We start from the raw sequence: 13392 nt of genomic DNA on the forward strand, positions 1-13392 counted from the left end.
TGGCGGGCATGAAGGATTCCAAGGTGATCGTGGCGATCAACAAGGATGAGGAGGCGCCGATCTTCTCGGTGGCCGACTATGGGCTGGTGGCCGATCTGTTTACTGCCGTGCCGGAGTTGGTGAAGGCACTTTGAGCCTCGGTGCAATTCGGCAAGTGGCAGCTTCGCGGTGCAATGAATAGTCACTCTGGGGGGGCCGGTATGGGTCGGTAGCCGCCCCCCTTCATCGAATCATTCCCTCCACATCCTCATGAAACTTTGCCGCACACCACTCCGTCGCGCCAAAGTGCAGCACACGGTTGGCGCCGCTGGCGAAGGTTGACTGGGCCGAGACGCCCAGCGCGAAGTCCTCGTCGAGCGCGCCCCAGAACGACTCGACATTCTTCTTCCAGTAGTTGATGGACTTCTCCGTCTTCGGCATTTCGGGGACCAGCGTGGTGGCGAGCACGCGGCTTTTGTCCACGGCCTCGGGCAGCACGGTGAAGGCGTTGGCGTGGTCGCCCTCGTGCAGGATGAGGGTGCCCGGAAAGAAGAAGTAAATGATGTTCGCGTGCGAGCCCACCGGCCATTCACCTGGCGGCCGCTCGCGCAGGATTTCGATGCTGCGCTTGGGCAGAAAGATGCGCTGGTGCTGACGGTCGTGGTCGGCCATCAACAGGTTGTCGTAGAACAATCCGGCAATGGTGTTGCGGTGCGCGTACTGGAAGTGATAGGTTTCCAGATTGCCTTCGAACGGAATCTTCCAGTTGGCGGCGTTGGCAAACTCGCGCTGATGAACCGGCACCCAGCCGTCGTAACCCCAGTGGCGCAGGTCGGCGCCAAAGCGGCCGAGCCAGGCGGTGAGGTCCAGTTGCGGATCTTCGCCCTCCTTCACCACACGCGGGATGGCCCAGACCAGGCCCAGCGCCTCGGCCGTGGGGACGCGCGCCAGGGCGCAGTCCCTGGCAGGTGCGTGTGGAAAATCTTCACCATGCGGGCGCCCACGCAGCGCGCCGTCCAGGCCATAGGCCGAGCTGTGGTACGGGCACACAAAAGCACGCCGGCTCGCCGCGCTCGCTGCCATGGGTATCGATCAGCGACAGCGCGCGCCGGATCAGGGTGATTTGCTCGTCTTGCTGCATCGGGTCTGCGTGGTGCCGCTCTTGTCGCTCCCACTATAAGCGGGGCGGGCCGCAGCAGATGCAGCAACCCGATCGCTCCTGTTTTAATAGCTGCTCGTGAAGAGCCCGTATAGGCTACAGCCTCTTTTCTATCTACAAAGCGCATCGCGCCTAAGGAGTCACTGTCATGGTCACGATTTGCCAGATGCCGCCTGCTGCGCAAAAGACAACGCAACAAGGTCGACAAATGTCCGGACCCGTGCGGCAAGCTGGTGACGCTGCGGATAGACCGCGTAGATGTCCGCATCGGGCGTGTGGTACTGAGGCAGCACCTGCACAAGGCGCCCATTGCGCAAGTAGCGCTCGACATCCCATTCGGCGCGCATCAGGATGCCGTGGCCGTCGAGCGCCCAGTTGACGGCGATCTCGCCATCGTTGGTTGTCAGGTTTCCTCGGGTTTTGATCGCCTCGGTGGCCACGGTTTTGCCACGACCGCTTGTCAAGCGCCACACACCATACGCCTCCTCGCCCTGCCGGATGCCGATGCAGTTGTGCCGGGTCAGGTCGTTTGGAACTTTGGGTGTTCCATGTTTGGCAAGATAGGCCGGCGAGGCACAGAGCAGCCTGCGGTTCGGTGCGATATGCCTCGCGATCACGCGCGCGTCCGGCGGGGCGCCAAACCGAATGCAGACATCGAACGAGTCGTCCGTCAGAGGGGGTGGATTGACCGACAGCTGCAACTGCACCTCGACCTGTGGGTGCTTGCGGACGAACCTGGAGATGAGCGGCGCCACGTGACTGCGCCCGAACCCAAGCGTCGCATTCACCCTGAGCAGGCCTTTCGGCACAGCCTTGGCCACACCAATCAACTCTTCCATGTCGTTAATCTCACCCAGGATACGGCGCGCATGCTCCAGGTACAGCTCGCCTTCGGGCGTCAGGCCCATGCGTCGCGTCGTCCTGTTGATCAGCGATACACCGACGCGTGACTCCATCAGCGCCAGATGTTTGCTCACGGCGGGCGTCGTGACGCCAAGCTCCCGCGCTGCAGCACTCAGGCTGCCGGCACTGGCGAGCGTGGAAAAAAAACCAAGATCTGCCGGCTGAATATCACCCGCCATGTTCACTCCACTAGTGAATTCAAGTTAACGATGGATTCACTTTAGCGGCGTGTGGGAGGCCTGTCCAGCGCCTAGAGTATCGATATTCTTCACCCCCCACCCACGGAGACACCCCATGAAGACCTATCGCATCGCCACGATTCCCGGAGACGGGATCGGCAAGGAAGTCGTACCTGCCGGCCAGCAAGTGCTGGAAGCGCTCGCTGAGGCCAGCAACTCTTTTCGCTTCGAATTTGAAAACTTCGACTGGGGCGGCGACTACTTCCGCGAGCACGGTGTGATGATGCCGGAGGATGGCCTGGACGCGCTGCGCGACAAGGACGCCATCCTGTTCGGCTCGGCCGGCGACCCGCACATCCCCGACCACATCACGCTGTGGGGCCTGCGTCTGAAGATCTGCCAGGGCTTCGACCAGTACGCCAACGTGCGCCCCACCCGCATCCTGCCTGGCATCGACGGCCCGCTCAAGCGCTGCAAGACCGAAGACCTGGACTGGGTCATCGTGCGCGAAAACTCTGAAGGCGAGTATTCGGGCGTAGGCGGTCGCGTCCATCAGGGCCATCCGATCGAGGCCGCCACCGACGTCTCGATAATGACCCGCGTGGGTGTCGAGCGCATCATGCGGTTCGCCTTCAAGCTGGCGCAGTCGCGACCGCGCAAGCTGCTGACCGTCATCACCAAGAGCAACGCCCAGCGCCACGCGATGGTGATGTGGGACGAAATCGCGCTGCAGATCAGCAAGGAGTTCCCGGACGTCACCTGGGACAAGGAACTCGTCGATGCTTCGACGGCACGCATGATCAACAACCCGGTCTCGCTCGACACCATCGTCGCGACCAATCTGCATGCCGACATCCTGAGCGATCTGGCCGCGGCCCTTGCGGGCAGTCTGGGCATCGCGCCCACCGGCAACATCGACCCCGAGCATCGTTACCCGTCGATGTTCGAGCCGATCCACGGTTCGGCCTTCGACATCATGGGCAAAGGCCTGGCCAATCCGGTTGGCACCTTCTGGTCCGTCGTGATGCTGCTTGAACACTTGGGCGAGACCGAGGCTGCCGGGCGCGTGATGCGCGCCATCGAGCAGGTCACTGCCAACCCGGCGTTGCACACCCGCGACCTGGGCGGAAAAGCCACCACGGCAGACGTCACGCAGGCCGTGTGCGGCCAGCTGCTCGCCGACTCCCAGCGCAAAGCCGCCTGACGACCGCGAAATTGTTGAAATGAAGTTAATACCGGATTCACTTTGAAGATGATTCGGATGCATGCCCGGCTCGTACAGTTCGGGCAGCCTGCGCTCAATGAGCGCAACCTGGAGACAAACATGAAAAACATTCACACCATCACCCGTCGCCGCCTGGTGCAGGCCATCACGCTGGCCGTTGCGATATCGGGCGGCAGTGCCATGGCACAAGCCTGGCCGAGCAAGCCGATCCGCCTGATCGTGCCATTCCCCCCAGGAGGTACCACCGACGTGCTGGCCCGCACGCTCGGCGACAAGCTGTCGCAGAGTCTCGGCCAGGCTGTGGTCGTGGAAAGCAGGCCCGGCGCCGGCGCCACGCTGGGCGCAGACTATGTGGCCAAGTCCAGGCCGGACGGCTACACCCTGCTCATCGGGGCCATTCACCACACGATCGCCACCAGCGTCTACAAGAACCTGCCCTACGACTTTCAGAAGGACTTCGCGCCGATCACCACCATCGCGCTGGTGCCAAACGTGCTGGTCGTGAATGCCAGTACGCCGGCCAGGAACGTCGCCGAGTTGGTCGCGCTGGCCAAGGCGCAACCGGGCAAGTTGACCTACGGCTCCAATGGGAACGGCACGGCGCAGCATCTCATTGGCACAGAGTTCCAGAATCTCACCGGTACCACGCTGGTCCACGTCCCGTACAAGGGCAGCGGCCCGATGGACATCGATCTGCTGGGCGGCCAGATCACGCTGGCATTCGACACCGTGACGCCCGTCCTTCCGTTCATCAGGAGCGGCAAGATGCGGGCCCTCGCGGTCACCACGGGCAAACGCTCGTCCGCGCTGCCGGACGTGCCGACGCTGGACGAAGCCGGACTCAAAGGCTTCGACATCGGAACCTGGTTCGGCGTGCTCGCCCCAGCGGCCACGCCCAAGGACATCGTGGCCCGGCTCAATGTCGAGATGGTCAAGGTCATCCGATCGCCGGAGTTCCGCAAGCGCATGGGCGAACTCGGTGCTGAGCCGATCGGCAACAGCGCCGACCAGATGGCACTGCAGATCAAAGCCGACACCGAGAAGTTCGCCAAGCTCGTCAAGGATGCGCAGGTGACCATCCAGTAGCAGGATGTATCCCCCAATTTTCTAGCACCGACCCGATCACTCCTGTTTTAATAGCTGTTTGCGAAGAACAGGTAAGGGCTACAGCCTGTTTTCCATCTAAAACCCGGGTCGCCCTCTTGAGGGGTTGTTCAGAACGTCGAGAGCCCCGCCCTCACCGGATCACGCGCTGCACTCTCACGAAACTTCATCAGGTATGAGGCCGCCGTGCCCCAGTGAACCGGCCACAGCACGCTCCCAGCGCAAGCCGACCCAGAAACCGGCTTGCCCCAGAGCCGCCGCCACGCTCAAGACGACGGCAGACGCCAGCGCGGCACTGTGGCCGATCCCCACCAGCGAGGTACAAAGCGCGCCCACCGCCATCTGCGTGAATCCGTACAGGCCCGCGGCCGAGCCAACCAGCCTTGCGTCGACGCTCAAGGCTTTTGTCAGTGCGGCCGGGCTCGTCGCCCCCGCGCCGACCGCAAACAAAAACATGAGCCCCACCGCGCTGGCGACCGTCAGTTGCCCCAGCAGGACAACCCCCAGCAGCGACACGGCACTCAGGACACTCACGGCGTTGGCGCCGATCAACAGGCGCTCCAGCGCTACCCTGCGAACAAGAAAACGTGTGATGGCATTGCCCAGCGCCATGCCCAGCATCAGCAGGGCGAGATAGAACCCGACTTCATGCAGGGGGCGATGCAGCTCCGAGGCCACGATAAACGGCGCCGCGGTGATGAAGGCAAAGATGGACGTCGTCGAGCAACCGCCGCCCATGGCAAAGCCCGCGAAGGACGGCGAGCGCAGCAGCAGCCGGTAGTCGCGCAGCAGCGAGGCCGCCCCGACGCTTCCCGTCGGGCGCCCGGTCTCCGGCAGAAGGCGCCAGGTGAAAACGAAGGTGACGGCGCCGAGCAAGGCCAGCACCACGAAGATGGAACGCCAGCCAAAGCTCACCGCCAATGCCGACCCGAGCAAGGGCGCCAGGCCGGGCCCGATCATCATGACGAGGTTGAGCAGGGCCAGATCCCGGACGGCCTCGCCGGCCGCCGCCGTATCGCGCACGATGGCGCGCCCGAGCACCAGGCCGGCACAGCCGCCCAGCGCCTGGAACAGCCGGGCCGCGACCAGCGTATGCACGCCGGTCGCCAGCGCCGCCGCCAGCCCCGCCACGACGTAGAGGGCCAGCCCCACGATCAGCAGCGGCCGGCGCCCAAAACTGTCGGACAGCGGGCCATAGACCAGTTGTCCGCCGGCGAGCCCCAGGATGTACACGCTGATGGTCATCTGCATCGCGGCAATGCTGGCGCCAAAATCGTGCGCGACGGTCGGCAATGCCGGAACGAACATGTGCATCGCCAGGGTGCCGCTGATGGTGATCAGGACCAGCAGCCACAGCGGGGCTCTTTGGCCGGCGGTGTCCGGCGGCTTCACGCGGGGGTTTCCTCCTGCGCCAGCGCAAGTGCCTCGGCGACTTGTTCGAGCACACCAAACGCCTTCTCCAGGTCGTGCGCCGGCACACCGGCAAGAATGTCCTCCCGGCTTTCGCCCACCAGTTCCTCGACGCGTTTGACCGTGCTCAGGCCGAGAGCGGTCAGGTGGATTGTTTTGGCGCGCCGGTCCGTGCCCTCGCAGCGCTCGACCAGGCCGGCGGACTCCAGCCCGTCCAGCAGGCGCACCACCGAGGAGCTGTCCAGCGACAGGGACGCGGCCAGGTCTTTCTGGCGCATCGCTTGCGCAGCACGCGCCAGATGCAGCAGTGGCAGCCAGGTCGCCTGCGTCAACCCTAGAGGCTGGAGCCGACGATCGATGACGCGCCGCCATTGCCGATTGATGTGCGCCATCAGGGACATGAAGCCCTTGTGGACGTGGTCGATACGTGCCGGGTCTGGATCACTCATATGCATGGCATATCAATAGATGATATGCCAATTATATTCATTACCATCAATCGCGTTCGCGAGAGACCGCGCGCGCAAGGGCGAGCGGCCCCGGCGTGGCCCGCGATGGCACAAAGAGATTCCCCCCGAAGCGCGCCGCACGATACCGTCGGTTGCTATTTGTTCAATAGCAAACTGCCAATACCCATCAAGGGCTAGCGGGTCTTTTTGTTTAGATTTCCGGCGGACTTCACCGCGCCCGTGGCGCGCGGCGGCAGGCCGGTGTGCTGCGTCAGCAGCTTGCCGCGGCCGGGCTGGACCCGGCCCAGCGCCACCTGGTTCGGGGCAACCGTCGAATTCTTGCGCCGCGCGCTCGTATAGCCACCGTCGCTCAAAGGCTGGAAGGTCGGGATCAGGTGCTGCTTGCCGTTGCCGATCAAATCGGCGCGGCCCATGGCTTTGAGCGCTTCACGCAGAAGCGGCCAGTTGTTCGGGTCGTGGTAGCGCAAAAACGCCTTGTGCAGGCGCCGGCGCCGCTCGCCGCGCACGATGTCCACCGTCTCGCTGTCACGCGTGATCTTGCGCAGCGGATTCTTGCTGGTGTGGTACATCGCCGTGGCCGTGGCCATCGGAGACGGATAGAAGGTCTGCACCTGGTCGGCGCGAAAGCCGTTTTTCTTCAGCCACACGGCCAGGTTCATCATGTCTTCGTCGCTGGTGCCGGGATGCGCCGCGATGAAGTAGGGAATCAGGTACTGCTTTTTGCCGGCCTCGAGGCTGTATTTCTCGAACAGCGTCTTGAACTTGTCGTAGTTGCCGATGCCGGGCTTCATCATCTTCGACAAGGGCCCCTGTTCGGTGTGCTCGGGCGCGATCTTGAGGTAGCCGCCCACGTGGTGCGTCACCAGCTCCTTCACGTACTCGGGCGATTTGATCGCCAGGTCATAGCGCAGCCCGGAGCTGATCAAAATCTTCTTGACGCCCTTGAGGGAGCGCGCGCGCCGGTACATCCTGATCAGCGGCGCATGGTCGGTGTTGAGGTTCTGGCACACGTCGGGGTACACGCACGACGGCTTGCGGCAGGCGGCCTCGATCTCGGGCGACTTGCAGCCGATGCGGTACATGTTGGCGGTCGGCCCGCCCAGGTCGGAAATGGTGCCGGTAAAGCCCGCCACCTTGTCGCGGATGTCTTCGATTTCGCGGATCACCGAGTCTTCCGAGCGGCTCTGGATCACGCGGCCCTCGTGCTCGGTAATGGAGCAGAAGGTGCAGCCACCAAAGCAGCCGCGCATGATGTTGACGGAAAAGCGGATCATCTCCCACGCCGGGATCTTGGTCGCGCCGTCATGGCTGCCGCGCTCGTCCGCGTAGGCCGGGTGTGGCGAGCGCGCGTACGGCAGGTCGAACACAAAGTCCATCTCCGCGGTGGTCAGAGGAATCGGCGGCGGTGTCAGCCACACCTCGCGCGCCGTCGCGCCCTCGCCATGCGCCTGCACCAGCGCGCGCGCGTTGCCGGGGTTGGTTTCGAGGTGCAGCACGCGGTTGGCATGGGCGTACAGCACCGGATCGCTCTTGACCTGTTCGTACGACGGCAGGCGAATGACGGTGTGATCGCGTGGCGGCGGCCGTCGTTTCGCTGCCTCGTCCCCTGGTTTTCCTCTCTCTCCCAGAGGGAGAGGGAGTAAAGCGCCACGCCTCGCTGCGGCCGCATCGGCATCTTCCTTCGCACAGGTGGCGCCCTGCCCGGCCGCCTGCTCCGAGGTGTTCTGGTACGGGTTGATGTGCGACTCGACACGGCCCGGCGTGTCCACCGAGGTCGAGTCGATCTCGAACCAGCCGGGCGGCGTGCCGCGGCGGATGAACGAGGTGCCGCGCACGTCGGTGATGTCCGCCACCGGCTCCCTGGCGGCGAGGCGGTGCGCGATCTCGACAATCGCGCGCTCGGCATTGCCGTACAGCAGCAGATCGCACTTGGCGTCCACCAGGATCGAGCGGCGCACCTTGTCGGACCAGTAGTCGTAATGCGCGATGCGGCGCAGCGAGCCTTCGATGCCGCCGAGCACGATGGGCACGTCCTTGTAGGCTTCGCGGCAGCGCTGGCTGTACACGATCGCAGCGCGGTCGGGCCGCTTGCCGCCCACGTCGCCGGGGGTGTAGGCGTCGTCGCTGCGGATCTTGCGATCGGCCGTGTAGCGGTTGATCATCGAGTCCATGTTGCCGGCGGTCACGCCGAAGAACAGGTTCGGCTTGCCCAGTACCTTGAACGGATCGGCGCTTTGCCAGTCGGGCTGGGCGATGATGCCGACGCGAAAACCCTGCGCTTCGAGCATGCGGCCGATCACCGCCATGCCGAAGCTCGGGTGGTCCACGTACGCGTCGCCGGTAACGATGATGATGTCGCAGCTGTCCCAGCCCAGCACGTCCATCTCGGCGCGGCTCATGGGCAGGAACTTGGCCGTGCCAAAGCGGGCCGCCCAGTACTTGCGGTAGCTGGTCAGCGGCTTGGCGGCGCGCGCGAAAAAGGAGACGTCGATCGGGGCGTTCATAGGTTTGCGGATAACCGGCCAGTGTAAGGGTTCCTTCTGGTCTGCGCACCCTAAATTGCCTGCGTAGCGGGAATCAGCTGATAAAGTCAAGGCCATGAACCCTGACCTGCCTTCCCACGCCGCCGTGCCCGCCGCTTTGGACACCTGTCACGACGCTTTTTACAAGTTCGTGACCATTGAGGACCCGGACGCCCTGGTCACCCATTTGCGGGGTATCACCCAGAATCTGCTGGGTAGCGTGCTGGTCGCCAGCGAGGGTATCAACGGCATGCTGGCAGGGTCCGAGCAAGCCCTGAACACGTTTCGGGCAACGCTCACACAAGACCTCCGCTTTCAGGGCAAATTCGCCGGCATGCATTTCAAACGCAGCCCGTGCATCACCAAGCCCTTCAACAAGCTCAAGATCCACCGCAAAGCCGAAATCGTACCGCTGGGCATTGAGGGAATCGATGCCACCTGCCGCACCGGCATCAACGTGAGCCCGGCCGACTGGCAAAAACTGATTCACGAAGACGATGTGGTCGTGATCGACAACCGCAACAGTTTTGAACACCGGCTGGGCCGCTTCAAGAACTCCATCAACCCGCAGGTGGCCAACTTCCGAGACTTTCCCAACTACGTGAAGGACCACATCCAAGACTGGAAGATGGAGGGTAAACGAGTGGCGATGTACTGCACCGGCGGCATCCGCTGCGAGAAGACCAGCGCATGGATGCTGGATCTGGGCTTGCCGGTGTACCAGCTGGAAGGCGGCATCCTCAACTACTTCATCGAGATGCCGGACGCCGACAAGGACTGGGAAGGCGAATGCTTTGTATTCGACAACCGCATCGCCCTCGATACCCATCTGCAGGAGACCGGTACGACGCTGGAAGACGTGTACGACGGTGAGCGCGACGGCGAGTGGCGCCTGCGGCGCGCGCGGCTGCTCGGAGCCGGGTGACGCGCGCTATTGGCGCAAAATCATCTGCCCGCGGATTTCACCGCCGGGGTGGGCGGCCGAGTGGACATTCGCATACCACTTGCCGGCCATCAAATCCGCAACCTGCTCGGGCGTCAGTATGGCCTGGCCTTCGAACGGACTCGTGACCGGGGGCCGGAACGGCAGCGTGACTTTCGCGTTCGCGCCAATCGCGGCGGGCCCATGAAAGTGCGCCATGGTCGCGGGGCCGCTCAGGCCGGTGTAAGACACCTTCCACTTCAGCAACCGGGTATCGGTGTTGAGCTGTGCGTAGACTGTCCCGGTCGCATTCGTCATGACCGGCGGCACCTCGTTGGCGCCCGTCATGGTGGTGCTGAAGGCGGCGAGGTTGGCATTGGGCCGCAGCACGCTGCAACCGGCAACGGCAAATACGACTGCCGCGGCTGCGAAAACCGTGCGAATCGAAGGGCGGTAGTTCATGATCAATGGCTCCTGGTTAAACAAGGGGTGGCGCAATGGTAATAGCCTCCCGGTCTGTTTGCTACTTCGGCGCCAGCCGCCACAGCGAAGTCACCTCGGCCGCGCGCGCAGCGTGCAACGGGTCGGTGTCATCCAAGGCCTTGGGATGCACGGGGCGCACATCCATGCGCCCCAGCACTTGCAGGTTCGCCGCCCCGATCCACGCCGACAGTTCATCGCGCGAGCGCAGGCCGAGATGTTCGGCCAGATCGGACAGGATCAGCCAGCCTTCGCCGCCGGGCTCCAGGTGCGCCGCCAGTCCGCCCAAGAATCCGCGCAGCATGCGGCTCTCGGGGTCGTACACCGCATGTTCAATGGGCGAACTGGGCCGCGCCGGAACCCATGGCGGGTTGCAAACGATCAATGCTGCGCGCCCCGGCGGAAACAGGTCGGCCTGCACCACGTCCACCCGGGCAGCAAGTCCCAGTTGCGCCAGGTTCTCGCGGGCACAGGCCAGCGCGCGCGGGTCCTGGTCGGTGGCGACGATGCGCGCCACGCCGCGACGGGCCAGCACCGCCGCGAGCACACCGGTGCCGGTGCCGATGTCGAAAGCAAGACTGTTCTCATCCATCAAGGCCGGCAATGGTGCGCTCGCCACCAGACCCACGTACTCGCCACGCACCGGCGAATACACGCCGTAGTGCGGATAGATACGCTGGGGCGTGGGGTCGGCCAGCGCCGCAATCTCGACACCCTTCTTGCGCCACTCGTGCGCACCGATCAGGCCCAGCAACTCCCGCAACGAAGTCACGTACGGCTCGGGTGCCGGGCCATATGCCTCGGTGCAGGCGCGGCGCACATCGGGCGCGCGCCGCAAAGGCAGGTTGTGACCCGCGTCGAACGGCAGCAGCAGCATGCCCAGCGTGCGGGCGCGTTGCGAGCGTGCCAGCCGGTACAGGTTGAAGGCATGCGCGGGCGACACCGGCGCCGGCGGCGATGCGGGCGCTTGGCGATGCTTGCGCGGCTTGCGGTCGACCCGGCGCGCCAGCGCCTGCAACAACTGGCGTGCGTTCTGGAAATCGCCGCGCCACAGCATGGCCGTGCCTTCGCAGGCCAGCCGGTAGGCGGCGTCGGCCGTTAGCGTATCGTCGGCCAGCACCACGCGGCGTGGCGCGGGCGAACCGCTTTCGGAACGCCAGCGGGCACAGCGGGTTTGGCCCGCCTCGGTCCAGCTGATCAGAAGCGGTTCCATGGGAGCCTGGAGCGGACTAGAATTCAAAAAGACACCTTCACACATGGAGTGTAGGGCGAGTCCGGGCAGGCAGCGCCTGTCAGCGGGCTCCCACAAAGAAACTGCGTTTCACCTGTCCCGCCAGTGAGGGCAGCCACACGAAGATCACGGCTAACCAGGAGTTCCCTCATGCCAAGATCAAAACCCGATTCAGTTCCGACCCTGCCACCGGACCAGGAACCCGACGAGTTGCCGGTAGAGCCCGACGAAGGCCTGGTGCCGCCCGAAGGCATAGAGTTTGACGAGGACCACGAGCGCGTCATCAACATGCCCGACTGAGTCCACGCACCTTCGATGCAAAGGCTCAGCCGTCCAGCTCCGGATAACGCCGGAAGATACCGTCCTCGTTGAAGGCGATGCGCCGCTCGCTGTCCAGGTAGGCGGCAATGCGCGGCCGCCGTGCCACACCATCGTGCAGCGCGGCCACGCGGGGGGCGTTTTTGAGGGCCCGCTTCATCGCCTTGGGGAACGCGTACCGCAAACCTTGCACCAGCTGAAACAGCGACAAATCGGCATAGCTCAGGCGCCCGCCCACCAGGTACGGCCCGCCACGCGCACCGCCCGCGGGGTTGCTTTCCAGCACCCCCTCGAACCAGGCCAGGAATTTGGGTAGCCGCGTCTTGCGAAAGTCTTGCGCGCGCCGCAACGCCTCGGGCTTCTGGTCTTCGTAATAAAGCGAACTGGCGATCGGGTGATGCGTGTCATGCGCCTCCGTCAGCATATCGGCCATGGTGAGCTGGAGCTGGTGCGTCCACAGGCGAGCGGCCTCGCCCTTGCCGACCAGGCCCAGACGCGGTCCGAGGTAGAGCAGGATCGCGGCGGTCTGCCCGATGACAAGCCTGCCGTGCTTGAGAAACGGCGGCGCGAACGGTGGCCGTACGAGGCCGGCGTTTTGCCCGCCGTCAGCCAGAAAGCGCAGCAGTGCCGGCACGCCCTGTCCTTCAGCCGCGCTGCCGCGCGCCACGTCCACGTAGTCCGCCCCTGCCGCTTCGAGCGCCAGCCGCACGAATTCGCCGCGGCCCTGGATCGTGGGCCAGTAATACAGTTCATAGGACATCATGTCCTCCTCCGGCATGCGATCGATAAATCCGGAGTTTATGATGGCCGACCCCTTGAAGGATGAATCCATAACAGCAGCATGAACGGACACACACTGTTTACCCTGCTCGATCTGACCGGCACCTTTGCCTTTGCCCTCAGCGGCGCCGTTGCCGCCAAGCAGCGCAACCTGGACCTGTTCGGCATCGTCGTCATTGCCTACAGCGTGGCGTGCGGCGGCGGCATCGTGCGCGACCTGTGCATTGGCGCCATTCCACCGGCAGGATTGGCCAACTGGCGCTATCTGGTGGTGGCCCTCGCGGCCGTATTGGTCACGCTTGGCGCCTACTCGCAGGTGCAGCGCCTGAACCAGCCCGTGCTGCTGTTCGACGCCGTGGGGCTGGGCCTGTTTGCCGTGTCCGGCGCGCAAAAGGCGCTGCTGTATGGCCACAACGCCGAGGTCGCCATCCTGCTCGGGACGACCACCGCGGTCGGCGGCGGCGTGATTCGCGACGTGCTGCTGACCCGGGTTCCCGTCATCCTGCAACGGGAAATCTATGCGTCTGCGGCACTGGCGGGCGCGGTGATCGAGGTGGGCGCAGAGACTATCGGCTGGGCCACCGACTGGAGCCCCTGGCTCGCCATGGCGGTGTGCTTCGGCCTGCGCTACTTCTCGCTGCAATATCACTGGCACCTGCCCACCTACGCGGAGGACAGCACAACCGCAAGGGATCCGCCTGCCCAATGAG

13 protein-coding genes and 1 pseudogene are annotated in these 13392 nt (G+C 64.3%); 6 read left to right on the top strand and 8 right to left on the bottom strand.

Going from position 1 to position 13392, the window contains the following annotated elements; genetic code table 11:
* Positions 1 to 134 (top strand): annotated as a pseudogene (locus tag B0E49_RS20255) (electron transfer flavoprotein subunit alpha/FixB family protein); the annotation flags it as partial.
* Positions 135 to 222: 88 nt separating this feature from the next.
* Here B0E49_RS20255 and B0E49_RS13300 read toward each other — a convergent pair.
* Positions 223 to 1062 carry an SRPBCC family protein gene (locus B0E49_RS13300; protein ID WP_077562687.1) on the bottom strand — a complete coding sequence of 280 codons (840 nt, stop codon included), beginning with the start codon at positions 1060 to 1062 and terminating at the stop codon, positions 223 to 225.
* 228 nt (positions 1063 to 1290) lie between these two features.
* Complete coding sequence (locus B0E49_RS13305) at positions 1291 to 2220, bottom strand: LysR family transcriptional regulator (protein ID WP_077562688.1); 930 nt, start codon at positions 2218 to 2220, stop codon at positions 1291 to 1293.
* A 115-nt stretch (positions 2221 to 2335) separates the two neighbouring features.
* On the opposite strand from B0E49_RS13305, the gene B0E49_RS13310 reads away from it, so the two are divergent.
* Both B0E49_RS13310 and B0E49_RS13315 read left to right on the top strand, forming a co-directional pair.
* Entirely contained in the window at positions 2336 to 3424 is a 1089-nt protein-coding gene (locus tag B0E49_RS13310; protein WP_077562689.1) for a tartrate dehydrogenase, read from the top strand.
* Positions 3425 to 3544: 120 nt separating this feature from the next.
* Positions 3545 to 4531: a Bug family tripartite tricarboxylate transporter substrate binding protein gene (locus tag B0E49_RS13315; RefSeq protein WP_077562828.1), complete on the top strand. Its 987-nt coding sequence runs from the start codon at positions 3545 to 3547 to the stop codon at positions 4529 to 4531.
* A gap of 174 nt (positions 4532 to 4705) precedes the next feature.
* Here B0E49_RS13315 and B0E49_RS13320 read toward each other — a convergent pair whose 3' ends face one another.
* From B0E49_RS13320 to B0E49_RS13330, 3 genes are all read right to left on the bottom strand, one after another.
* Positions 4706 to 5941, bottom strand: a complete 1236-nt coding sequence (locus tag B0E49_RS13320) for a multidrug effflux MFS transporter (RefSeq protein WP_077562690.1) — start codon at positions 5939 to 5941, stop codon at positions 4706 to 4708.
* Positions 5938 to 6408: a MarR family transcriptional regulator gene (locus B0E49_RS13325; RefSeq protein WP_077562829.1), complete on the bottom strand. Its 471-nt coding sequence runs from the start codon at positions 6406 to 6408 to the stop codon at positions 5938 to 5940. Before B0E49_RS13325 ends, B0E49_RS13320 begins: the two co-directional genes overlap by 4 nt.
* Before the next feature lie 194 nt (positions 6409 to 6602).
* Positions 6603 to 8933: a YgiQ family radical SAM protein gene (locus tag B0E49_RS13330; RefSeq protein ID WP_077562691.1), complete on the bottom strand. Its 2331-nt coding sequence runs from the start codon at positions 8931 to 8933 to the stop codon at positions 6603 to 6605.
* A gap of 94 nt (positions 8934 to 9027) precedes the next feature.
* Between B0E49_RS13330 and trhO the strand changes: the two genes are divergently transcribed.
* The gene (gene trhO, locus B0E49_RS13335) at positions 9028 to 9876 is read left to right on the top strand and encodes an oxygen-dependent tRNA uridine(34) hydroxylase TrhO (RefSeq protein ID WP_077562692.1); all 849 of its coding nucleotides are present in this window, start codon (positions 9028 to 9030) and stop codon (positions 9874 to 9876) included.
* A gap of 6 nt (positions 9877 to 9882) precedes the next feature.
* On the opposite strand, the gene B0E49_RS13340 is transcribed toward trhO, so the two are convergent.
* Positions 9883 to 10335, bottom strand: coding sequence for a CHRD domain-containing protein (locus B0E49_RS13340; protein ID WP_077562693.1), 453 nt, complete (start codon positions 10333 to 10335; stop codon positions 9883 to 9885).
* Between the two features lie 61 nt (positions 10336 to 10396).
* Positions 10397 to 11566, bottom strand: a complete 1170-nt coding sequence (locus tag B0E49_RS13345; RefSeq protein WP_077562694.1) for a methyltransferase — start codon at positions 11564 to 11566, stop codon at positions 10397 to 10399.
* Between the two features lie 168 nt (positions 11567 to 11734).
* Here B0E49_RS13345 and B0E49_RS20550 point away from each other — a divergent pair, with 168 nt between their 5' ends.
* A complete protein-coding gene (locus tag B0E49_RS20550; RefSeq protein WP_168175056.1) occupies positions 11735 to 11884 on the top strand; it encodes a hypothetical protein in 150 nt (49 codons plus the stop codon).
* A 25-nt stretch (positions 11885 to 11909) separates the two neighbouring features.
* Here the strand turns inward: B0E49_RS20550 and B0E49_RS13350 are convergent, their stop codons facing one another.
* Entirely contained in the window at positions 11910 to 12662 is a 753-nt protein-coding gene (locus B0E49_RS13350; RefSeq protein WP_077562830.1) for a glutathione S-transferase, read from the bottom strand.
* Positions 12663 to 12743: 81 nt separating this feature from the next.
* On the opposite strand from B0E49_RS13350, the gene B0E49_RS13355 reads away from it, so the two are divergent.
* Complete coding sequence (locus B0E49_RS13355) at positions 12744 to 13391, top strand: trimeric intracellular cation channel family protein (protein WP_077562695.1); 648 nt, start codon at positions 12744 to 12746, stop codon at positions 13389 to 13391.
* Position 13392 lies beyond the last annotated feature (1 nt).

The sequence above is a fragment of the Polaromonas sp. C04 genome, assembly GCF_002002705.1.
Taxonomy (GTDB): domain Bacteria; phylum Pseudomonadota; class Gammaproteobacteria; order Burkholderiales; family Burkholderiaceae_C; genus Rhodoferax_A.

Coding starts and splice junctions, on each gene's coding strand:
- B0E49_RS13300 (WP_077562687.1), bottom strand. CDS start 1,062: ATGGCAGCGAGCGCGGCGAGCCGGCGTGCTTTTGTGTGCCCGTACCAC.
- B0E49_RS13305 (WP_077562688.1), bottom strand. CDS start 2,220: ATGGCGGGTGATATTCAGCCGGCAGATCTTGGTTTTTTTTCCACGCTC.
- B0E49_RS13310 (WP_077562689.1), top strand. CDS start 2,336: ATGAAGACCTATCGCATCGCCACGATTCCCGGAGACGGGATCGGCAAG.
- B0E49_RS13315 (WP_077562828.1), top strand. CDS start 3,545: ATGAAAAACATTCACACCATCACCCGTCGCCGCCTGGTGCAGGCCATC.
- B0E49_RS13325 (WP_077562829.1), bottom strand. CDS start 6,408: ATGAGTGATCCAGACCCGGCACGTATCGACCACGTCCACAAGGGCTTC.
- B0E49_RS13330 (WP_077562691.1), bottom strand. CDS start 8,933: ATGAACGCCCCGATCGACGTCTCCTTTTTCGCGCGCGCCGCCAAGCCG.
- trhO (WP_077562692.1), top strand. CDS start 9,028: ATGAACCCTGACCTGCCTTCCCACGCCGCCGTGCCCGCCGCTTTGGAC.
- B0E49_RS13340 (WP_077562693.1), bottom strand. CDS start 10,335: ATGAACTACCGCCCTTCGATTCGCACGGTTTTCGCAGCCGCGGCAGTC.
- B0E49_RS13345 (WP_077562694.1), bottom strand. CDS start 11,566: ATGGAACCGCTTCTGATCAGCTGGACCGAGGCGGGCCAAACCCGCTGT.
- B0E49_RS20550 (WP_168175056.1), top strand. CDS start 11,735: ATGCCAAGATCAAAACCCGATTCAGTTCCGACCCTGCCACCGGACCAG.
- B0E49_RS13350 (WP_077562830.1), bottom strand. CDS start 12,662: ATGTCCTATGAACTGTATTACTGGCCCACGATCCAGGGCCGCGGCGAA.
- B0E49_RS13355 (WP_077562695.1), top strand. CDS start 12,744: ATGAACGGACACACACTGTTTACCCTGCTCGATCTGACCGGCACCTTT.